We start from the raw sequence: 22,024 nt of genomic DNA, 5'->3' as shown, positions 1-22,024 counted from the left end.
TTGAACTAATGTAGCTTTAAGCAAACTTATTGAGTTTCCTTTTTGAGTTCAACACAATATAGAATCAACTTTGCATCGTGAAAAGCTGGGAAAATATAGAAAACTTCTCTGGAAAGGATATAGGACTGAGTTACGTACCCAACCTGCGCCAGTATTGTCGTGATGATTCTGCGTTTGATGAATTGCAGCAAATACTTTTGTCTGCGGAAGTAGAACGTCATCGCCTTCAAGCACATTTGAAAACAATTCAGCATCAACAGCAAACGCAATTTGATCAGCTTAGATTTCAAGCCTCTTTACTCAATCAAGTTTGCAATGCAATCATCGCCACTGATTTGCAAGGCTGTATTACCCATTGGAACTTTTATGCGGAGAAGCTTTACCAATGGCAGGCAGAAGAGGTCTTGGGGAAAGAGATTCTTGCTGTATTAGAACCCATGCAGGATCAGGCGAATGGACAAGCGATCGCTCGTCAAATGGTCAGCCAGGTGTTTAAGGCGGAATTGTGGGAAGGGGAGCTTATTGTTCACCGCAAGGATGGTTCTCAGTTCTGGGCTGAGGTGAAAAATACGTTGCTGCGAGACGATCGCGATCGCCCGATTGGCTTTGTCGGCATTTCTGTAGATATCAGCGATCGCAAACAAGCCCAAGCTGCACTTGCTCAGCAGGCTGCTATTCTGCATTCTCAAGCGAAGTATCGCAGCATTTTTGAAAATGCCACTGAAGGAATTTTTCAAACTTCACTGGATGGGCATTATCTCAGCGCTAATCATGCTCTTGCTAGTCTTTATGGATATACATCGCCCGAAGAGTTGATTGCCCATTTAACAACCATCGAGCAGCAACTGTATGTTGATCCGAATCGACGGGCTGCGTTCTTAGAGATCATGCAGCAACACGGCTCGGTTTCTGAGTTTGAGTCCCAGGTCTATCGCCGCGATTCCCCTAAGGATGGTTTCGCGGATCGCAGCATTATTTGGGTTTCAGAAAATGCTCACTGTGTATATGGTGAGACTGGAGAAATCCTTTATTACGAAGGAACCGTTTCTGATATTACCCAGCGCAAACATGCTGAACAGCAATTGCAGCAGCAAGCCGATCGCGATCGGCTACTAGGGGCGATCGCTCTCCAAATTCGCCAATCCTTGGATCTAGAAGAAATTTTGCACCGCACCGTGGATGAAGTCCGGCAATTTTTGCAAACCGATCGCGTCTTGGTGTATCGCTTTGATGCCCAGCATGGGGTGTTGGTCGCTGCTTCCGTAGATCCCGACTGGTCGCTCAGCAAGCAGCACGACGCGCATCAAAGCTGGCATCAAGATAACCATGCCCTTGATGAACAGGGACAACTGTATGTTATGCACGATGTTACTCAGCAGAATTTGTCCCCAGACTATCTGGTTTTTATGCAGCAGATCCAGGTGCAAGCCAAACTAGTCGTTCCTCTCTCTCAAGGTGAGCAGATCTGGGGAGTGTTAGCAGTCCATCACTGTCGTGCCATTCGCGAGTGGCAAGCCTTTGAAATCGATTTAGTGCAAAACCTGGCAGTCCAAGTGGCGATCGCGATTCAGCAAGCCCAACTTTTTAGTCAGTTGCAACATCAAGCCCAACGGGAACAGGTGCTTAACCAGTTGGGGCAAGCAGTCAATTCGAATCTAGACCCTGACAATATTTTGCAAGAAATTGTTGATCGCACAGGCGAAAGTTTTGGGGTCGATCGAGTGTTGATCCTCACCATTAATGACACCATTTGTGCGCGCAAGGAATGGTGCGCTGACCCAACCATTCCGTCCCTCATTGACCAAGCCTTTCCTGTAGAAGATTGGACTGACTTAGCAGATCCAAACTCTGAGTTTAATCAGGGTCGGACTTTCTATGCCTTCGATATGACTCAATTGCTGACAACACCTGGACGGCAAACTCATATCAACGACGGACAAACCCTGTCGGTTTTATGTGCGCCAATTTTTATTCGCGAAAAGCTGTTTGGGGCGCTCAGTTTGCACACCACAACTTGCTATCGCACCTTTACCCCTGAGGAAGTGCAATTTTTGCAACGCATTTCTGACCAAACCGCGATCGCCCTCTACAACGCCCAAAGCTATGAATGTCTAGAGCAACTCGTTAAACAGCGCACTCAAGAGTTAGAACAAGAAAAACGGGTTTCCGAGGCGGCAAATCGCGCCAAAACCGATTTTTTGGCAACGATGAGCCACGAACTTCGCACTCCGCTCAATGCCGTTTTAGGCTTATCTCAAGTGTTGAAGCGAGAAATTTTCGGTAGCCTCAGCGCCAAGCAGCTTGAATATATCAATCATATTCATAGCAGCGGTGAACATTTGTTGATGTTGATCAATGACATTTTGGATTTGGCAAAAGTCGAAGCCGGACGAGAAACCCTGATGCCAACCGTTTTAGCGGCTCATGATCTCTGTCACTATTGCCTTGCGATGGTACGAGAACAAGCGACCTTGCAAGGATTGCAGTTAGTTAGTCAATTAGATGCCAACGCTAAGTTTTGCACTGCCGATGAACGACGACTCAAGCAAATGTTACTCAATCTACTATCCAACGCAGTGAAGTTTACTTCTGCTGGAACCGTTTCTCTAATTGTGTGTAAACAGCCGCAGGGGATTTCATTCACCATTGCCGATACGGGTATTGGCATTCCTGCTGACAAGCTAGATCTGCTATTTCAGCCCTTTAGTCAACTCGATGGTGAACTGACCCGAAGCTATGCTGGAACTGGGCTAGGGCTTGCCCTCACTCGCAAGCTGGCCCGGCTACACGGCGGCGATGTTACTGTATCATCCGTGCCGGGAGTGGGCAGCGAATTTACCCTGTTTTTACCCGATGTTTTAATAGAATCACCTCCACGATCGCAGGCTCTTGCCCTTAACCCTTACGTTGTTCAACACCAACAGTCAACCGGGAAGATTTTGCTGGTTGAAAATGACGTGATTAGCGCAACATTGCTGCAAGATTACTTGAAAGCGATCGGCTATCAGGTAGAAACGCTTTGTAATGGTGACGATTTCCTCACGCGAGTACGAGACTTTTGCCCCAATTTGATATTGATGGATGTGCAGTTGTCTCAAACGCTCTCTAGACTAGAGTTGCTGAAGCAGTTGCGGAGTGAACCCGATCTACAAGATCTTCCCGTTATTCTTGTTACAGCAATGGCGATGGCGGGCGATCGCGAAAACTTTTTGACCCACGGTGCCACCGACTATCTCAGCAAACCACTCGATATAGTCCGGCTTGAACTGTTGCTAATCAAATACTTATAGTTCTTAAGTAATAGTTTTAATATCTCCTGTTACAGTCTTATTGCAATCCAAAATTATTATCACGATTACTACGGATATCTAAATAGTTGCAACTCTATTAGGACATAAATTATGCGCTAATAGAACTGCGCGAGAGATAAACTCTGATCTGGCTTAGGAGGGATGAACCCCTTTGATTGAGTTGTTATTCTGGTCGAAGTAAGAGTTCGTTAGAAATACTTCACAACTGGGGATATAAAACCATGCCACTTCATAAGATTAAAGACTTCGATCCCGATTACCGCACACACTTTGATGACCAAGATATCGTTGGTTATGATTTGTATGCAGGTAAAGATAAAGTTGGTTCAGTTGATGATTTGTTGGTTGACGATTCAGGTAAACTCCGCTACCTAATCATTAACACCGGTACCTGGATTTTAGGCAAAAAAGTCTTGTTGCCTATTGGGCGATCGCGCATCGACTACAAAAATCATCGCATCACTGCTGAAGGGCTAACTCGTTCTCAGGCAGAAGCATTGCCTCAGTATGATGGCAACATGCCTGTGGATTATGACCATGAAGAGCAAGTACGCAGTGTTTATCGTCCTATGGCGGGCACTACGGCAGTAGAGAACTCTGCTCCTCTAGACAACAATGCGCCTCTGACAGGATACGATCGCGACACCTATAGCTATGATCGTGACTCTGCTTTGTATGACTTAGATGATACCAATCACCAAAGTCTCAAACTTTATGAAGAGCGGCTAATTGCCAACAAAACCCGCGCAAAAACAGGTGAAGTTGCAGTCGGCAAACGTGTAGAAACCGAAACTGCTAAAGTTTCTGTACCTATTGAGAAAGAGCGTGTGGTCATTGAGCGCACTGCGGGTGCTGGCACAGCCGTTACTCCCGGCGACAGAGCGTTTCAAGACGGTGAAGTAGCGCGAGTAGAAGTTTACGAAGAAACTCCTGATATTCGCAAAGAAGCGTTTGTCCGTGAAGAAGTCAACATCAGAAAGGAAGTTGATCGCGACACAGTGAATGCTGAGGAAACGCTACGTCGGGAAGAGTTAAACGTGGATACCCAAGGGAATCCGGTTGTTGATAAGGGAGTAGACTCTCGCCGTAACTCTGAGCGCGTTTAGATATTGCTTTTAGCAGCGCAAAAAACTCAGTCATAACGTACTCCAGGCAGAGCTATTGATAGCTCTGCCTGGAGGTTATTGAGGAAAAGTAGGGGAGGAATAATAAAATGTCAAAACAAGAGAATTCTGATATTAAAGACTTATCAAATAAAAACAAAAACATGTCGGTTGATGAGTCTTCGCAATCTCGTGATGCAGCCCGTTATCAGCCAGGAGGCAGCCAGTTTTTTGGAGCTTTAGAAAATTCCGCTTCTTTAGAAGAGCCTAAATTTATTCACCAATCGCCTGCAACGGTGTCTGTCGTTTCAACAGAAAATTCTTCTCAATCTTCTTATTCAACGCCCTTAATCGCTGATCATCAGGAGTCTAGTTCGAAACCTAATTTAGAGGTAGTTCCTAAACCAACTCTTTTAGAGCGAAACGAAACTATCAAACATTTATCTGATGCTGACAAATTGCCGTTTGAAGAAACAATTTCGTTGTTAGAAGAACGTCTGGTAATTGATAGTCACAGACGCAAGATTGGAGAAGTAATTGTTCGTAAGGAGATTGAGACGCGCATTATTGAAGTTCCGGTTCGCCGCGAGAAGTTGATCGTGGAACAAGTCAGCCCAACCTACCAACAATTGGCGGTAGTGGATTTGGGTCAGATACAAGAGACTGAATTTGATCGAAGTGCATCTATTGATACGGCTGCTCACAGATTTGATGATGTTAGTGAGGCGATTCACTTTTTGGAATCGATCGCGGCTCGAACCGATGAAGCACAGCAAACGGTACACATTAGTATTGTGGTCACCGGTAAATCGACGAGTCATATTGATTAACTCACTGCTCCCATCGCCTGACCTGCTAACCAGCCTGTCGTCCAAGCGCTTTGAAAATTGAATCCCCCAGTAACGCCGTCAATATCTAAGATTTCACCTGCAAGGTAAAGTCCTGAACATTGGCGACTTTCCATGGTTTTAAAATTGACTTCGTTTAGCTTAACGCCGCCACAGGTGACAAATTCTTCTTTGAATACGCCCTTACCGTTGATGGTGTACTGTCCTTGAGTGAGTTCTTGAATCAGTTGATTGAGCATTTTGTTCGACACATCTGCCCAACGGGTTTCGTCTTGAATAATCCCAGCACTGACAATTAAACGCTCCCAAAGGCGGCGCGGAACGGGGACTGGACAACTAGTAGCAACTAACCGTCGGGCAAGCTGCGATCGCACGGCTATCAGTTGTTCACGCACCACTTCTGGGTTCATTTGAGGAAGTAGGTTGACCCGCAAAGTAGCGTGATACTGCTGTTCATGCAGCGCTCTAGCCCCCCAAGCAGATAACTTTAGTACGGCGGGACCGCTTAATCCCCAATGTGTAATCAGCAGCGCTCCAGTTTGCTTAAACAGGGTTTTGTCGTTGACTTGAAGCTGAATTTGGGCAGATGGCACGGATACTCCCGCCAAATCTTCTAACCGTGGATCATTCACGTTGAATGTAAACAGAGAGGGGACGGGCGGCTCGATTGTGTGCCCTAAGGATCGGGCGATCTCGTATCCTTGCAGATTGCTTCCGGTTGCCAACAATAGGCGATCGCTATGTACTAATTGCCCTGACTTTAACTGAATCTCAAACCCGTTTTTTTGATGGTCAACCTGCTGAACGTGAGTGCCTGTGTGAACTACTACACCCGCTTTTTTTGCAGCCCACATCAAGCATTCCACGATCGTGCCAGAGTCATCCGTCGTTGGAAACATGCGTCCATCCGCTTCAGTTTTTAGTGCCACGCCTTGCTGTTGAAACCACTCCACCGTTTCTTTTGCCTGAAATCGGCTAAAGGCTCCCCGCAGTGCTTTGCCACCACGGGGATAGTTTTGCACCAGCAACGCCGGATCAAAGCAAGCATGGGTGACATTGCAACGTCCTCCACCCGAAACGCGCACCTTTGATAAGGGCTGGCGGGCAGATTCTAGCAAGGTAACCCGCGTGTGAGGATGCGCTTGGGCGCAAGCGATCGCGCCGAAAAAACCCGCGGCCCCTCCACCAATAATCACAATATTCATGGGAAAAACACTTTAAACAAGTTCGCTATCCACCAAAAATCCATAGCATGAAGCAACGAAAGAATCGGCGTTTCCCTTCATCAAGCATTCTCGCCGTGCACAGTCTAAACAGTTTGCCTGCATGGGCAACACCAAGTCCAGCGCTGAATACAGGCTCACACCTTGATGGATAAACGCCTGGGCTTCTAGATCGGAAATCGTGTTGCAAATGAGAATGGCTTGTTTGCTACCCAATGCTGATCTCTGCTGATTCAACTGTTGCAGAGTTTCTCCAAATCCTTGAGACTCATCTCGAATCGCTACCAGCGCTTTTTGGGCAATGGTTGCGAAACATGGTGGCTGTTCGCTTTCAAAAAAATCTTTATATTGCAGAGTCAACGTGCCATCAGGATAATGCAGAGTACGGATGTAGCGCAAAAAAGGGACTGCGAATCGCTCTTCTAAATCTAAGGCATACCACCAAGATTTGTGCCAAGCGTAATGGGGCAATCGGAGGATTTCTTGAATGTGGGGCGGCGGAAAGCCGACATTTGCCAGCAGCGAGATCGTCGGTGCCAAAGGCAAATGTTGAGCGATCGTTTGCAGGTCAGATTCATGCTGAGTTAATCTTGCAACTTCTTTACTGTCATTGGTCCAGCTATTATTGCTGTGGTCTAGCTGAGGTTGCACCTGGGCTAGCACACAGTGAATTGCTTCAAAGTGCAAAATGCCATCTGCCGTAATGCGATCGCCCATGGGTACCCCCACCTCGCTGGCAATGGTGCCAAGTCGCTCAGGCTGAATAATTGCTGGGATGCATTGAGTTAACAAGTTATGTAGCAGATTCAAATCAGCGATCGCCAGCGCCATCTGAATCTGATCCCGCACGCTGATCGCCCTAACTTGCTCACTAACCGAATGAAATAGCGGATTACTCGGCATTGCAGGAACCCTCCTACCAGCAGTGGACGATCAACTGAAAGATTCAGCGAGTTGCTTAAAGGTCTTGCCCGATTGACTGATCCAACCATCATTTCAGAACTGGGCTATATCATCCCAATTCCCGCTGATTTTCTTAAGATTGCTCGCTTGATAACCGCCTAAGCCCTGACCTTAATCATTGCGGCAAGCCGCGATCGCATAAAAAGGATCACCACCCGACATCCCTAACCACTGCAACATTGCTGGCGCTTGCGATTGACGCGCAATCACTTCTGGTTTGCTAAATCCTGGCACTGCCTCAAAATAGCCCTTCACCAGTGCAACTCGGCTTGTCTCCGAACCCTCTCGCCATGCCTGAATCGCCTTTTGATAAAACATCCGGTTAGAAAAGCTAATAATTGCAATGCCACCTGGCTTCAAAATCCGATGAATTTCAGAAAAAATAGCCTCAGGATATTGAAGATATTGCACTGAAACCGTGTTCAAAACCGCGTCAAAGGTTTGATCCGCTAACGGCAACTGAGGCTCTTTGTTTAGGTTCTGCACAAAGCAGTGACTTAATCGCTGATTGCGCGCCAGTTCTTCACCATTCAGTCCGTGCCCTTCCACATGGGCAAATTCCACATCGTCAGGCAAATGAGAAACCCAACTGCTCATCATGTCAAAAATTCGCGTGTTGGGCTTCAGTCGCTCTCGATATAAGTCAGTGAGTTGCTGAATAAAACCATCATCTACATGGGTCACAAAGCGAGGCGATTCATAGAACTGAGTGTCGTCAGTGTCGTCAAGTTTGGCGCGCTGACTTGGGTTAAGCAGAGTCATAAAAAGAAAAATTGATTACAGAACAACTATGAACTTATGTTAACAATTCGCTGGTGTGGCGGACCTTGCAGACTGAAAATAGGTGAAAGCCCCTAATCTGAAATAGTTTTAACCTACGTTTGAGCAAAGCATTTATGCTGAAATTGCCTACCCTTTGGGCGATCGCACGATTGGATATCAATAATTTTCCTAGTTGATTCTTGTATCATCTAACCCTTGCCAAGGAAGCCATACAGCATCACACTAGTGGTGAGTGAATGGCAGAGGGAGATTATTCTGTGAAGCGAGTACTAGCGATTATCTTGGGTGGCGGCGCAGGAACCCGTCTCTATCCACTAACCAAAATGCGGGCAAAACCAGCAGTGCCTCTGGCTGGCAAATATCGACTGATCGATATTCCAGTGAGCAACTGCATTAACTCCGAAATTTATAAGATCTACGTCCTAACCCAGTTCAACTCCGCATCGCTCAACCGTCACTTATCCCGCTCCTACACATTTTCTGGCTTTAATGACGGGTTCGTTGAAGTTCTCGCAGCGCAGCAAACGCCAGAAAACGCCAACTGGTTTCAAGGAACGGCAGATGCAGTTCGGCAATATCTTTCACTTTTTGAAGAGTGCAATGTCGATGAGTTCTTGATTCTGTCCGGCGATCATCTGTATCGGATGGACTACAGCAAGTTTGTGCAGCGTCACCAAGAAACTAATGCCGATATCACCATTTCAGTCGTGCCCATGGATGAGCGCCGTGCCTCTGACTTTGGTTTGATGAAGATTGACGGTGCTGGGCGCGTGGTTGATTTTAGCGAAAAGCCTAAAGGCGATGCGCTAACTCAAATGCGGGTCGATACGAGTGTTTTAGGACTGAACCCTGAAGAGGCAAAACAAAGTCCTTACATCGCCTCTATGGGCATTTATGTTTTCAAGAAAGAAATCTTGATTAAAGTCCTCAAAGAATCCTTAGAACGGACTGATTTTGGTAAAGAAGTCATTCCCGATGCTGCGAAGAAACATAACGTTCAAGCGTACCTGTTTGGCGGCTACTGGGAAGATATTGGAACGATTGAGTCGTTTTATGACGCGAATATGGCGCTGACGCAGCAACCCCTTCCGCCCTTTAGCTTCTACGACGAAAAAGCACCCATCTACACTCGCCCTCGTTACCTGCCACCCACTAAGCTGCTGGATTGCCATGTCAAAGAATCGATCGTTGCCGAAGGCTGCATTTTGAAGGAATGCTCCATCAATCATTCAGTTGTGGGTGTGCGAACTCGGATTGAGTCAGGGTGCGTGATTGAAGACACGATGATTATGGGTGCTGACTACTATCAACCTTTGGCAGAACGTCAATCTGGTACAGTAATCTATTCCGCAGCGAATGTGCCCGTGGGAATTGGCAAAGACACGATTATTCGCCGCGCCATTATTGACAAAAATGCTCGGATTGGCTGCAATGTGCAAATTGTAAACAAAGACAATGTGCAAGAAGCCGAGCGTGAAAGCCTTGGTTTTTTCATTCGCAGCGGTATTGTGGTGGTGTTAAAAGGTGCCACTATTCCAGACGGGATGGTTATTTAGGAAACGGTCTTCATCCCGAACTCCTTGCCCGATGGAGAGGAGCTTTCAGCGATTTTTAGATTCGTGAGATGTTCTTTCTCGATTGAGGGCGATCGCGTTTTGTAATGGTTCGTCTATTTTTTCTGATTGGTCTTCCTGGAAGTGGAAAATCAACCTTGGCAACCGACTTGCTCAACGAATGCTCCGATCGCACCCTGATCTCGACAGATGGGATTCGGCTGACTCTGTATGGGGATGAGGCAATACAGGGAGACTGGCTGACCATTTGGCAGGAGGTTGAGCGGCTCTTCCGAGTGACAGCCAGTCAAATCCGGCGGGGCGAACGATCTGACGCTATTTATGATGCAACGAATGCAGTGCGCCAGCAGCGGCGAGAGGCGATCGCCCTCGCCCGCAAGTCTGGCTTTACTCACATAACCGGGATTTGGCTCAATACTCCCCTCTGGCTCTGCTTGCAGCGTAACCAGCAGCGCGATCGCCAAGTTCCTGCCGATGTCATTCAGCGTATGAATCATCGTTTAAGGGGCGCACCGCCATCCAGGTTAGAAGGGTTTAATGATTTAATCAGGGTACGGGATAGTGCGGGGAGTGGAGGTCGGTGAGATAAGGTTACTCTCAACAACTCTTTGCACCTGACCCTACTTTTTGTCGTCTTTTGGTGGAGCAGGCTGACCTCGTTGAAGGATTTTCTGCACTTCTGGACCGGGTGTGTAGTTGAATCCATAGGGCGATCGATCAGAGTCATCCAACACTTGAGGTGTGACCAGCACGACAATTTCGTTGCGATCGTTTTGCTTCCTACGGTTTCTAAACAGCAAGTTGAGAATTGGGATATCTCCCAAAATCGGCGTTTTGATCGTAATCGTCCGCTCAGTTTCTTGAATAATGCCCGTGAGAATGAGTGTTTGACCATTCCGCAATCGAATTTTGCCTGTCTCTAATCGTCGTCGATTGACCAACTGTTGAATCAGCAAATTATTTCTGGAAGGGTCTGTAATTTGTTGCCCCGGTGAACTCACTTCAGGCGATAACGAAAGAGTAATAAAATCACTATCGTCAATCTGATCAATCGTTACGTTAAAAATCAATCCCACATCAATCGGAGGCTGCGGCAAAATTCGCGTAGTGGCAACATTCCCTTCCACCACTCGTTGCTCGGTGAAGCCAGAAAAAACTTGAGAAGTTAGGTTGACTTGAGACTGGCTGCCCTCCTGCACAATTAAAGTTGGATCAGTCAAAATTTTGGCGTTTCCAGAGGTTACCTGGGCCTGTAGCCGCAACAAAAACTGTGCCGGAAATTGAAATAGAGGCGGCAATCCATAGGTAATGACTGGATTTAACACAGTGGTCACGGTGTTGCTGGTAGTCACTGATCCAGAGGTCAGGTTGGTAATCACAGATGCTAAGGGATTAGCGCTAATTGGGCTAGCAGGTTGGAACCCTAGCGTTGCACCTTGAGAATTGATCACGGGTGCATTGACATTCAACGGAGGCTGCACATCGGCAAAAGGATTGGCGATCGTCGCTGGACTGGTGAGGCTATTGGGAACATCTGCTAAAGAGGGATTAAACCGCCCAAAGTTAGCAGTCGATTGCCCCTGATTGACATTGAAGAAGTTATCAGCAATGCCAAACGAGAAGCTGGCTCCGATATTGCTTGATCGTGTTAAATCCACTTCAACAATTTTGATGTTTACAGCAACCTGTTTGCGACGCACATCCAGTCTATTCAAGTAATTAGTCGCAAGATCAAGCAAGTCGAGCGTTCCTACCAGGGTCAGAGTGTTGGTACGGGAATCAGCCGTTGCCTGCAATCCTTTGAAGAGCGGACTTCTGGCTGCTGTACTACCATTCGCTCCCAATTCTTCCAAGATTTGTAGCGCACCTTTGTAAGGCACATTTTCAGTGACTGTACTATTTCTGCCAAGCTGGCTGTTTGTAGCGCTGCCCCCTTGTCCACCTCCGCTGGAAAGGCTAGATGCACTGGTCGCTGTGTTGGTGATGTTGGTTTGAGGAAGGGTGGCTCTCATCTGGTTGAGCCTGAGCGTTCGGGTAGTGTAGCTGCCTGCTGTAGCAGGCAGATTCAACCCAATGAAGATAGTTCTGCCGACGCGATTAGCTTTCAGTCCCTTGGCTCGCAAGACGTAGTTAAACACATCCTGAATCGGTTCGTTTTCAATATTCAATGAAATGTTGGAGTCAATCACTGATCCGGCTGCCTGGGGTGTCGTTCCTGGCAGCGTTCCAGGGGGGGCACCAGCAGCCCCCGATGCTGGGGAAGCCGAAAGGTCTTCTGTGTAGACAATTCCCAAATCTGCCGCTCTAGCCAAAATTGCCAGGGCTTCCCGTACAGGCGCTTCGCGCAATACTACTCGCGAAATTCGAGCGTTCGTTCCCAGATCAATATTGACAGGCACAACGCTGATATCGGTGTAATTGATTCTGTTGGAAGGCAGAGTAGTAGCGGCGGGTGAGGATCTAGGGGATGGGACAGGTGAAGGGGTGAGAGGAGATGGGGCGGGTGAGGGGACAGATGAAGGGGTGAGAGGGGATGGGGCGGGTGAGGGGATAAGGGATGCAGGTGAAGAAGGGGGAATGGGAGTGGCTGGACTGGCTGGACTGGCTGGATTGGTGGCTGGACTGGCTGGACTAGCTGGATTGGTGGCTGGTTTGGCTGGACTGGCTGGATTGGTGGCTGGTTTGGCGGCTGGAGTGACTAATGAAGGCGATGGAGCAGGAGATGGGGTTGCGGAAGATAGTGGGATTGGCTTTTTAGCATCGCTAGGTGCGGCAGGAGTTCCAGAATGCATTAGGCGAAGGGTCAAGCCAGTTGCATCCTGCTGGGCGACCTGACCCATAATCGATCCGGGTTGCCCGACGACAATCACCTGAATACTGTTGGTTCCCGACGGAGTGACAAGAATGGAATTAATGCCGGGGGCTGGATTATCCTGGCGAAAAATCTGATTGGTTTGAGAGAGCTTCAGTTGAGTGTTGGTGATGTTTGCGATCCAACTATTGCCCTGACCTGTGGTGAAAATTTGGGGGCGATCGCCCGATTGAGTCTGCAAAACAACATCCACTCCGCCGCTGGCAGCGTTGATTTTAATCGCTGTTACCTGGGTAGGAAGCGCCCAAGCAGACTGTTGAGCCAGGACAACTAACGCTCCGCTCAACAGTGCTCCACCTAATACCTGATGCTGTCGCAAACTGCTCTCCTCCCTCACCAGGGATGCTATTTCGATCCAATTTCAACAAAAATCGAGTGCACTCTGCCATTCAAAACTGATTTTGCGAACAAAACTGTTTTGAACCTGATAGTCGCCAATGCTACCTCAAATGAGCGCAGCGGCACAGAAAATTTAGCGTTGTTATCCAGGCTATATACAAAAAAAATTTCTTTTAACATCTGTCTACAGATACATCCATTTCGCACTGCTAAAAGGAATGATGGATTTGAGACAGTCAAGCCAGTATTTTTACGTAATTTCTCACAAATCAATAGATCTAAATCCCCCTTTGTTTCGTAATAGTCCTCAAGAGGCATTTAGCTTCTTACGCACTTTTTTGCGAAATGACAGATCCAAGATTAGCTTTGCTCCGTATTAGTGCTTAAGACATTACTCCGCGCTAGCTAGGTCGATATATTTCAAGGGTTTGATGCGCTTTCTACTATGCCCTACCCAGGGAGGGGATTCTGAGGCAATAGCCATTTATCTTCTCTGCTAACCCATGCCCCTCATTAAACTGACACTTTTACCAAAGGACTTCTAATGAACAAACTGGTGCAAGCAACAGCAACAGCGGTAGCTGTACTCGTTGCAGGATTATCATCCAGTCAGGCACAAGCGGTGACGTTTACTCAAGTAGGCGATACCGGGCAAACTTTGGGTACTGCTCAAGTGATTCCAGCCGGTTCGCTGCCGCTGGAGTCAATTTCTGGAACAGTTTCGGCTCCGAACATTGCTCATCTATTCAAAATTTTTCTTACGGGTGGTCAAACATTTTCAGCAACGACGATCAATGCTGAAACATTATTGCAACTTCCAGTTGATCAAGCGTTGGGGATACCCACCGATTTGTTGGTTGATCCTCAGTTGTTTTTGTTCGACGCGGCTGGTATAGGCGTGTATGGAAATGATGATAGCGTTGGAACTCAAGCAACGCTGCCATCTGGCGGTTTTTCTCCGGCTCAATCAGGGGCTTATTTTCTGGCGATCGCTGCTTCTGGCTATAACCCTGGTAATACCCTGGGCAGTATTTTCTCTCCTGCGAACGCGAGTGGGCTTTTTGAACCAACGGGTTCCGGTGCAGCAAACGCTTTTAGCAGCTTTACAGGACAAGCGGAAAGCGGAGGGCGCTACATGATCTCGCTAACAGGCGTGACTACTGGCGATGACTCCAACTCCAATGCAGTTCCTGAGCCTGAACAAACAGCGGGGCTAATAGCCGCGGGTGTTTTGGGAATCGGCTATCAGTTGAAAAAGAGAAAGCATCAGAAATCACTGAAACGCATTTCAGGCTTGCCGTTGCAGTAGATCGCCAAAGATAGGGTTTCCCTTGAGTCGCGCGATCGCGCGACTCAATCAGTCACTAATCACTCAAAACTATTTGTCTCAGGAGACTACCATCATGGCAACAAAGCCACCGCTTTCTTCATCTAAATCACTTTGGCAGCGTTTCTTTACTGGAGCGCCAGCCCGATTGAGCTTGATTGCTCTAACCGTATTTGCAACCGTTGGCACTGTTGGCCTGGTTTCCAGCTATGTTCGATCCTCTGACCATGACGATGGCGAGGTCGATACCAAAGGTCGGAATCTCAACTTAACAGACTTGTTTGTGTTCCGAGAGCAGGATCAAAATTCTGCGGCGGCTCCAGGCAATCTGGTGTTGATTATGAATACAAATCCGCGATCGCTGGCAAGACAGCAGTATTATTTCAGCACCCGTGCCCGCTATGAGTTCAAAATTACGCGGGTTGCAGACAAAAATGCACCCGTTACAGGCGTACCCAATGCGATCGTGCGGTTTGAATTTGGCGCTCCAGATGCCAATAAACAGCAGGCTGTCAAAATTACGACAATTGTAGACGGCAACACCACAGTCGCTATGGGCAAAACGACTCCTCTTGGGTCAGCGTCTCAACCAGTGGTTAACAATGTGTCCCTAGGCGGCGCTAATGCAACAGTATTTGCTGGTCTACGGGAAGATCCATTCTTCTTTGATGTAGAGCAATACTTCCGAGTGCGGGCGGGTGCTCGTGGGATGGGTCCTGCCGTTGGGTTCCGTCCTGCAAGCACGGCAGTGGATTTTACAAAAGGCTATAACGTGAATGCGATCGCCATCAGCATTCCCATTAGCCTAATTTCTGGCGGCAGCTCGACGGTTTTTGACGTTTGGGAAACCATTTCTCTACCTGGAGCCGCTGGCAAATACACCCAAGTTGAGCGCCTTGCCCGACCTGTAATCAACGAAGGCTTAGTGGTTGAAAATGATTTCTTAAACGCCCTCAATGCGGTTGGACCTGATTTTGAAGCCGCTGCCTTGGCTGGTCAGCAGCCTGCTGCTGGCATTGCTGCGCCTATCGTAGCTGACGTAGTCAAAACTCTAAAGGCGGTCGGCAATAGTGATGCTCGGGTTAACGCTCTATTAGGTGCTTTTCTACCGGATGTGATGCGGATTGATACCGCGGGTCCTAGCGGTTATGCCAATGATTTGAATGAGAAACTTAGCCCTGTTCGCGGTCGCCTGATCAAAGACGACGTGTTCGACATCACAATTGGTGTGTTGACCAACGGCGCAATCACTACCGACAATGTTTCCTATGAAGGTGCTCCGGGTAATCCGGCTCAAGGGCATCAGCCTTTAGTCCCTACGTTTCCTTACTTGGCTTTGCCAAACTAGAACGTCAGCAGGTTAACTAAAGTGATTTGACTGCCACTCTGCTAGAGGTCGGGCTTTTGAAAAGTCCGACCTCTCAATACAGGTTTGAGATTATGTAGAGGACGTGAAGTGAAAAGCGTAAACTCCTTCCAGGACAAAGACAATCGGGGAATTCTTAAGCGCTTTAGAACCTCATTGCTAATTGCGGTACCCATAGTAGGGCTGCTGTTCTGGTCAATGCCATCGGCATTGAAGTTGTGGACGAAAACATTTGGAAATAGTGGACTAGAAGCGCCTTACCGCTATCGGTTCGAGCGATCGCCAGAGAGCGTCACTACGAAGCTAGGGCAAGAAGTCTCCTTTTATAAGGAGCGTATTCGTCAAGATCCAAGCAGTGGATTGAACCGTGCCCTGCTTTCCAAAACCTATCTCAGAATGGCACGAGCCACAGGGGAAACCAGTTGGTATCTTTTGGCAGAGCAGACGGCTCAAGAGTCATTAGCTAAACTCCCGTTTAATAACGACGGAGCTATCTTCGCACTCGCTAGAGTTGCCACTGCCAAACATGATTTTCCAAGCGCACTCAAACTGATTCAGCAAGCCTCTCAGAATGAAGAAACCCTGGCACTGCAAGTGACTGCAAATCTGGCGATGGGCAATTTGCCATCGACCAAACAAGCGAGCGATCGCCTCGTGGCACAAAACCCAAGTCTGAACTCCTTCACCCTTCGAGCATTAGTGGGTGTTTCTCAAGGCAATGATCAAGCTGCGATGCAAGACTTTCAGCAAGCATTGGCGTCAGAAGAACCTGAAGAGACAGGCAGCTCTGTTTGGGCACGAACTGGTTTGGGTCGGCTTTACTTTAAACGGGGCAAACTTGATCAAGCGGAAAAACTTTATCAGGAAGCTTTGCGGATTCTTCCCAATTATCCTCCCGCCTTACTAAATTCAGCAGAGCTGGCAATTCGGCGAGGACAGTATCAGACAGCAGAAAAATTTTACTCTCAGTTCTTCCAGCTTTCTACAAACTCTCCCAGTGTGTATGATCACGTGATCTATAGAGGGATGGCGCGAGTTAAGGAACTGGAGGGTCAGTCCGCGGATGCAACTCAGTGGCGCAACGAAGCAGAAGCCCGGTTACGTAAAGACCTAACCACCTTTGGGCATCGGCGAGAACTGGCACGACTGTTGTTAGAGCGAGGTCGTCCTCAAGATTTGACTGAAGCCCTGACCTTGATGCAGGCAGAGGTCAAGGTTCGCCGTGATGCCGAAACCATGGATACTCTCGCGTGGTCATTTTCTCAATTGGGACGCTGGCCAGAGGCACAGACGGCAATGCAAGCAGCCCTTCGCTCCGGCATCCGTGACCCAGCACTATTCTATCGGGCAGGCACTATTGAGCAGGCATTGGGTCGCTCTTCTCAAGCAGCAGCTTTCTTCAAAGCCGCGCAGGAAACCGATCCGACGTTCGATGATCAAGCTCGACAGGCCTTAGGGTTAGGGGTTGGGTTGTTGGGTTTGAATTAAAAGGAAATGGTCATGTCCCGTAAATGGCGTTTAGTCAGATTTAGCATCCTCTCATTTATAGGTTCATTGGTGCTGTCGTTAGTTTTGGCAACACCAAGTCAGGCACACTGGGCAGACTTGGCGGTGGCGGATATTGTGGTTAACGAAACAACGGCTCAAATCACACTCACTTTCCCTACAGGACTAATCGCATCTGCCGATGATGACCGGGATGGGCAGCTTTCAGCCGTCGAAGTCCGCAAACATCAAGCTGAGCTGCAAACTTTCCTGGGCGATCGCATCCGCCTCACCGATGCCATAGGAACCTCCGGCGTTCTTAAAGTCGAACCCTCCGCAACCACCACGCTGCCTTCGAGCTTGAAAGCCACCACGGGTACTCACAGCACGATGCAGTTGATCTATACCTGGTCACAACCGGTTCAGGGAGTCAAGCTGGATTACGACCTGTTTCTTCCTGGAGTCTCTACTGCTCACTGCCTAGTAACGGTTTCCTATAAAGGACAAACGCAAACCGCCATCCTGCGCCCTGAAAGCCAGGAGCTTGCCCTGATGCAAACGGCTCCTTGGTATTTGACGGGAAGTGTGCCGCTTGCGATCGCGGGCTGCTTTGTCTGGGGAGCCATGCACGCTCTTTCACCGGGACATGGAAAGACGATCGTGGGAGCTTATTTAGTAGGGGAAACTGCTACCCCTCAACACGCGCTGTTTCTGGGATTGACCACCACCATTACCCACACCATCGGAGTCTTTGCTTTGGGGCTGGTAACGTTGTTTTTGGCAAACTTCATCCTGCCAGAACAACTGTATCCCTGGCTCAGTTTTATATCGGGTCTGATTGTGGTAGACATTGGTCTGCGTTTGCTGCATCGTCGCCTGCAAAGCTTTACATGGTTCAAAAAAATATTCTCTAGTCCTAGCCATACCTCTGATCATTCCTACGAGCATTTACCCGCTCATTCCCATCACTCTGTGCCTGATCATTCGCACCATCATTCTCATGAGCATTCGTCTGCTCAATCTGATCACCATTCGCACGATCATTCTCATCACTCCACATCTGCGCATTCCCATCAGGCTCACTCTCACCTCCCGCCCGGAGCGGATGGCTCTCCGGTAACCTGGAAAAATTTGTTGGCACTTGGCATTTCCGGTGGCATCGTCCCCTGTCCGTCTGCCCTGGTTGTATTACTCAGCATGATTGCGCTCGGTCAAGTAGGGTTTGGATTGGTGTTGGTGTCTGCCTTCAGCCTAGGCTTGGCAGGAACTCTAACCATTCTGGGGCTGCTACTGGTCAGTGCCCGCCGTCTATTTGAGCGAGTGCCAACTCAGCTTCGGTTCGCAAGAGTATTGCCTACCATGAGCGCATTGTTCATTACTCTGCTTGGCTTAGGTATATCAGCCCAGGCAGTGATGCAAATTGGTCTCGTCAAGCTATAGCTTTATGAATCAGCGTTACTTCACGATGGGTCTACTGCTAGGTGTCATTCCGCTTCTAGTAGAGTCGGCTGTGAGTCTTCCAGCAGCTATAGGGTTTGAGTTGCGATCGCCCCCTATGGTAGACACCAACACTCCGGTTTGCTACATCCAATTTGAGGGTAGCGGCATGACAGATGTAACCAGTATTTGTGGGAAGAATGTCAGTAGCCCAACAGCGGCAACTAATAACAGCGCTACTTCTACGCCTCTTAACATTACTCCTGCTGCTCCGCCCCCGCCCAACCTCTCTCCTGCTGCAACGGCTGGCAAATGCAACTTTATGGATGCCAATGGTAAACCTTGTCCGAAAACCGACGATGACAAGCCAGATGCAAGTAAGACAGAACCGAGTAAATAATAAACGCATCCAAATTGCATCGATAAACATACCTGTTCAACTATCCAGTTTTTGTTAATCTGGGATTACCATTGAGTAACCAGGTACTAATAGAGGTGCTAATAGAGGTAAGGGTTGATGGCAGCGACCGATTACAAAGACTACTACGCGGTGTTGGGGGTAAATAAGTCTGTGGATGCGGATGAAATTAAAAAAGCATTCCGCAAACTGGCACGTAAATACCACCCTGATATGAATCCTGGCGATCGCCAGGCAGAGGCGCAGTTTAAACAAGTCAGCGAAGCTTACGAGGTGCTATCCGATCCAGATAAGCGCCGCAAATATGATCAGTTTGGTCAGTATTGGAAGCAACCAGACCAGCCGCGATCGCCCTATGGAGGAAGTAATACAGACTTCGACGGCGTTGAATTTGGGCGCTACGGCAGCTTTGATGAATTTATTAACGAACTGCTAGGACGGATGGGATCTGACCCTGGTTTTAACAGTTCTAATCGCTACCGCACTTCACCGGGAACGACAGGCGCTCCACCGACCGGCAACACAGCAGGGCTAGATAGTGAAGCAATCTTGACCTTAACCCTGGCAGAAGTGTTTAACGGGGTGCAAAAGCGGCTGTCTTTGGGCAAAGAAGTGATCGATGTTCGGATTCCAGCCAGTGCAAAGCCCAAAAGCCGCGTTCGGGTTCGAGGAAAAGGAAACTATAGCCCTCACTACACGACTCAACGAGGAGATCTTTATCTCACGATTGACATTGCGCCTCATCCATTTTTTCAATTTGATGGCGACAATTTGGTGTGTGAAGTGCCTATTACCCCCGATGAAGCGGTCTTAGGTGCCGCGATCGAAGTGCCCACACCCGATGGCTTAGTTACAATGAACATTCCTGCTGGAATTCGGTCAGGACAATCGTTACGGCTGCGGGGAAAGGGTTGGTCAAAATCAAAAGGTGGGCGAGGCGATCAGATGGTGCGCGTGGTGATTACTCCACCCAAAGAGCTGAGCGAAATTGAACGAGAGTATTACGAAAAAATTCGAGATCATCGCACGAGCAATCCGCGATCGCACCTGAAAGATATTCGTCTGTAGAGATAATGAGCTTTGAGTGAGAATGAAATAAACCTTTTCTCACTCAAAAACGGCCTTCTCACCATCACATTTTTGGTTTAGCGAGGACGAGCAGGACACTCTTTGGGTTTTGGGTTTTGCTGACAAAAGCGAATTGCCTCGTTAAATTTGGAAACGGACATGCCACTTTTCTGAAGGATCGTTCGGGAGTTGTTATCAAAGCGATCGCAAATTTCCCGAACTTTGCTAGGAATATTACCTTGCTGGCAAACATTTTCAGGCACATTGCCAGCCATCAGTCGCTTTACCTCGGCAAAGTCTAGCATTCGCTGTTGCTCAATTTGCCGAGCCACAGCTGTATATTGCGCGATATCTGCTGGGGATTGAGCTTGGGCAGCGCCGTTAAACAACAGCCCAACTGTGGATACGCCAAATAGCAGTGCTTTAAACATAGAAGGACGGCTAAAGCGTAATGGGAAATACATAGAGCGGTTCATTTTCATAGCTGCGTGTTCAATGCCAAAAACTAGCACACTAATAGGTCTTCAAATGGTTTGAATTATTTTAAGGGCGATAAGTTCCTATAAGAAGCTGATTTCTGACTTTTTTGTTGCTCACCGCTCATTTCATCCCACAGAGATGGCATAACTCCACAATTTTTGTCTGCATTGCCGCTAAATCCTCTGCTCCATCCTTCAGGCTAAACTCTAGCTCCAACAACAAAGGCAAGGTTTGCAGCAGCGCTTGAGAAGAAAGGGGCTGCACTTCTTGTCTCAAAAAATAGAGGCGCTTGGGATTGGCAATTTCAGCCGCCTTGGCGATCGCCGCATCATCCCGCTCTCCCGATTCCAGCATCAGCTTAATCCATAACCAGCAGCGAAATTGTTTAATTAAAGAACTCACCATCCCCAAGGCGGGTTCATTTTGGCGCAACAATTCGGCAACCATTTCCAAGGCTTCAGCAACTTGCCCCTGGCGAATGGCAGCCGCTAGCTTTAAGGCATTTTGTTGAGTCGCAACAACTAAGGTCGCCACATCCGATTCAGTCAGCGATCGCCGCTCATTTCCGGCGTAGAGCTGCAGCTTTTCCAAGGCACTGTACAGCTGGCGTGTATCATTACCCACTGACTCCGCCAATAGTTCTTCCGCCTCCGCTGTCAGCCTTACGCTCATTTCCTGAGCCACCTGTTTCACCTGCTTTAACAACAAATCACCTTTCCAAGACGGAATTGGAGAAAACTCTCGAATCTCAGCATATTTTTGTAGCAGTTTCGTCACCTTTAAGCGACTATCAGGTTTTACGGAACTCGTTAACAAAAGAATGCTGGTATCGGGCAGTGAAGCAAAGGTGCGCTCTAACTCCCCAAAAAGCTCATCTGGGCATCGTTGACACACGGTAGTATCCGTTAGCCAAGTTAACCGACTGCCTGCCCCAAACGGCGGAGTCATTGCTTGGTTTAGCCCCTGAGTGACGGCATCGGATTGCTCTGGCGAAATTCTGTTGTAATTAAAGCTTTCCCACGCCGGGTCCAACACTTTTAGCCGCAGGGCTTTGGTAGCTTGAGCGATTGCAAAATCATCGGTTCCCCAATATAAATAAATTGGCATCAGCACTCCCTAGCATTGAGTAATTGGGTAGTGCCATACAAGTAATGATGCATTGTAGTGCGTGATTGATGAAATATCAGATGGTACTAATGTGATTCTCCAACGATGTTGAAAGCGATTCTAGCTATAAAAAGGTGCTCCAGCAGCAATCGGTTATAGGACTATGCCCCACCGAAACGTAAATTTTCGGGTAGTTTGCACGAACTGTCATCCACAGTCCTGACAGGTGAACCGTTGCTTACCGTTGTGGATATGACCATACTTGAGCGTTTGGGAAGACGCACAAAAATCGCAGGCATAGAGGAGAAATAGCAAGAAAC

At 48.1% G+C, this 22,024-nt stretch carries 18 protein-coding genes; 11 read left to right on the top strand and 7 right to left on the bottom strand.

What is annotated here, in order from left to right:
- Positions 1 to 77 precede the first annotated feature (77 nt).
- The 3 genes from JOY44_RS10240 to JOY44_RS10230 all read left to right on the top strand — a co-directional run bounded on the left by JOY44_RS10240 (position 78) and on the right by JOY44_RS10230 (position 5,244).
- On the top strand, positions 78 to 3,290 hold the full coding sequence (locus JOY44_RS10240) for a GAF domain-containing protein (protein ID WP_171573470.1): 3,213 nt from the start codon (positions 78 to 80) through the stop codon (positions 3,288 to 3,290).
- A 242-nt stretch (positions 3,291 to 3,532) separates the two neighbouring features.
- Positions 3,533 to 4,417 (top strand): DUF2382 domain-containing protein, encoded by an 885-nt coding sequence (locus tag JOY44_RS10235; RefSeq protein WP_171573469.1) that lies wholly within the window; start codon positions 3,533 to 3,535, stop codon positions 4,415 to 4,417.
- Between the two features lie 107 nt (positions 4,418 to 4,524).
- Entirely contained in the window at positions 4,525 to 5,244 is a 720-nt protein-coding gene (locus JOY44_RS10230) for a YsnF/AvaK domain-containing protein (protein WP_171573468.1), read from the top strand.
- On the opposite strand, the gene JOY44_RS10225 is transcribed toward JOY44_RS10230, so the two are convergent.
- The 3 genes from JOY44_RS10225 to JOY44_RS10215 form a co-directional block, all read right to left on the bottom strand.
- The gene (locus tag JOY44_RS10225; RefSeq protein WP_171573467.1) at positions 5,241 to 6,467 is read right to left on the bottom strand and encodes an NAD(P)/FAD-dependent oxidoreductase; all 1,227 of its coding nucleotides are present in this window, start codon (positions 6,465 to 6,467) and stop codon (positions 5,241 to 5,243) included. The two genes, JOY44_RS10230 and JOY44_RS10225, sit on opposite strands and share 4 nt — an antisense overlap.
- Before the next feature lie 12 nt (positions 6,468 to 6,479).
- Positions 6,480 to 7,388, bottom strand: coding sequence for a hypothetical protein (locus JOY44_RS10220; protein WP_171573466.1), 909 nt, complete (start codon positions 7,386 to 7,388; stop codon positions 6,480 to 6,482).
- Positions 7,389 to 7,559: 171 nt separating this feature from the next.
- Positions 7,560 to 8,210, bottom strand: a complete 651-nt coding sequence (locus JOY44_RS10215) for a class I SAM-dependent methyltransferase (RefSeq protein WP_171573465.1) — start codon at positions 8,208 to 8,210, stop codon at positions 7,560 to 7,562.
- A gap of 278 nt (positions 8,211 to 8,488) precedes the next feature.
- Between JOY44_RS10215 and JOY44_RS10210 the strand changes: the two genes are divergently transcribed.
- Entirely contained in the window at positions 8,489 to 9,787 is a 1,299-nt protein-coding gene (locus JOY44_RS10210) for a glucose-1-phosphate adenylyltransferase (RefSeq protein ID WP_171573464.1), read from the top strand.
- A 104-nt stretch (positions 9,788 to 9,891) separates the two neighbouring features.
- On the top strand, positions 9,892 to 10,389 hold the full coding sequence (locus JOY44_RS10205) for an AAA family ATPase (RefSeq protein ID WP_171573463.1): 498 nt from the start codon (positions 9,892 to 9,894) through the stop codon (positions 10,387 to 10,389).
- A 36-nt stretch (positions 10,390 to 10,425) separates the two neighbouring features.
- Here JOY44_RS10205 and JOY44_RS10200 read toward each other — a convergent pair whose 3' ends face one another.
- Entirely contained in the window at positions 10,426 to 12,996 is a 2,571-nt protein-coding gene (locus JOY44_RS10200) for an AMIN domain-containing protein (RefSeq protein WP_171573462.1), read from the bottom strand.
- 564 nt (positions 12,997 to 13,560) lie between these two features.
- Between JOY44_RS10200 and JOY44_RS10195 the strand changes: the two genes are divergently transcribed.
- The 6 genes from JOY44_RS10195 (at position 13,561) to JOY44_RS10170 (ending at position 20,117) form a co-directional block, all read left to right on the top strand.
- A complete protein-coding gene (locus JOY44_RS10195) occupies positions 13,561 to 14,325 on the top strand; it encodes a hypothetical protein (RefSeq protein ID WP_171573461.1) in 765 nt (254 codons plus the stop codon).
- A gap of 94 nt (positions 14,326 to 14,419) precedes the next feature.
- A complete protein-coding gene (locus JOY44_RS10190) occupies positions 14,420 to 15,691 on the top strand; it encodes a DUF4331 domain-containing protein (RefSeq protein WP_171573460.1) in 1,272 nt (423 codons plus the stop codon).
- Positions 15,692 to 15,799: 108 nt separating this feature from the next.
- The gene (locus tag JOY44_RS10185; protein ID WP_197985110.1) at positions 15,800 to 17,197 is read left to right on the top strand and encodes a tetratricopeptide repeat protein; all 1,398 of its coding nucleotides are present in this window, start codon (positions 15,800 to 15,802) and stop codon (positions 17,195 to 17,197) included.
- A gap of 12 nt (positions 17,198 to 17,209) precedes the next feature.
- Positions 17,210 to 18,634 carry a nickel/cobalt transporter gene (locus JOY44_RS10180; RefSeq protein ID WP_171573459.1) on the top strand — a complete coding sequence of 475 codons (1,425 nt, stop codon included), beginning with the start codon at positions 17,210 to 17,212 and terminating at the stop codon, positions 18,632 to 18,634.
- Between the two features lie 4 nt (positions 18,635 to 18,638).
- Positions 18,639 to 19,031, top strand: coding sequence for a hypothetical protein (locus JOY44_RS10175; RefSeq protein WP_171573458.1), 393 nt, complete (start codon positions 18,639 to 18,641; stop codon positions 19,029 to 19,031).
- A gap of 117 nt (positions 19,032 to 19,148) precedes the next feature.
- Positions 19,149 to 20,117, top strand: a complete 969-nt coding sequence (locus JOY44_RS10170) for a DnaJ C-terminal domain-containing protein (protein ID WP_171573457.1) — start codon at positions 19,149 to 19,151, stop codon at positions 20,115 to 20,117.
- A gap of 77 nt (positions 20,118 to 20,194) precedes the next feature.
- On the opposite strand, the gene JOY44_RS10165 is transcribed toward JOY44_RS10170, so the two are convergent.
- The 3 genes from JOY44_RS10165 to JOY44_RS32805 form a co-directional block, all read right to left on the bottom strand.
- Entirely contained in the window at positions 20,195 to 20,599 is a 405-nt protein-coding gene (locus JOY44_RS10165; RefSeq protein WP_171573456.1) for a DUF4168 domain-containing protein, read from the bottom strand.
- 118 nt (positions 20,600 to 20,717) lie between these two features.
- Complete coding sequence (gene holA, locus JOY44_RS10160) at positions 20,718 to 21,704, bottom strand: DNA polymerase III subunit delta (RefSeq protein WP_171573455.1); 987 nt, start codon at positions 21,702 to 21,704, stop codon at positions 20,718 to 20,720.
- A 207-nt stretch (positions 21,705 to 21,911) separates the two neighbouring features.
- Positions 21,912 to 22,019 (bottom strand): transposase-like zinc-binding domain-containing protein, encoded by a 108-nt coding sequence (locus tag JOY44_RS32805; protein ID WP_415881099.1) that lies wholly within the window; start codon positions 22,017 to 22,019, stop codon positions 21,912 to 21,914.
- Between the last annotated feature and the right edge of the window lie 5 nt (positions 22,020 to 22,024).

Origin of the sequence: Leptolyngbya sp. Cla-17, from assembly GCF_016807185.1 — a bacterium.
Taxonomy (GTDB): Bacteria; Cyanobacteriota; Cyanobacteriia; order Leptolyngbyales; family Leptolyngbyaceae; genus ULC077BIN1.
The sequence above is the reverse complement of the archived record's forward strand: the minus strand, read 5'-3'. Positions and strand labels throughout refer to the sequence as shown.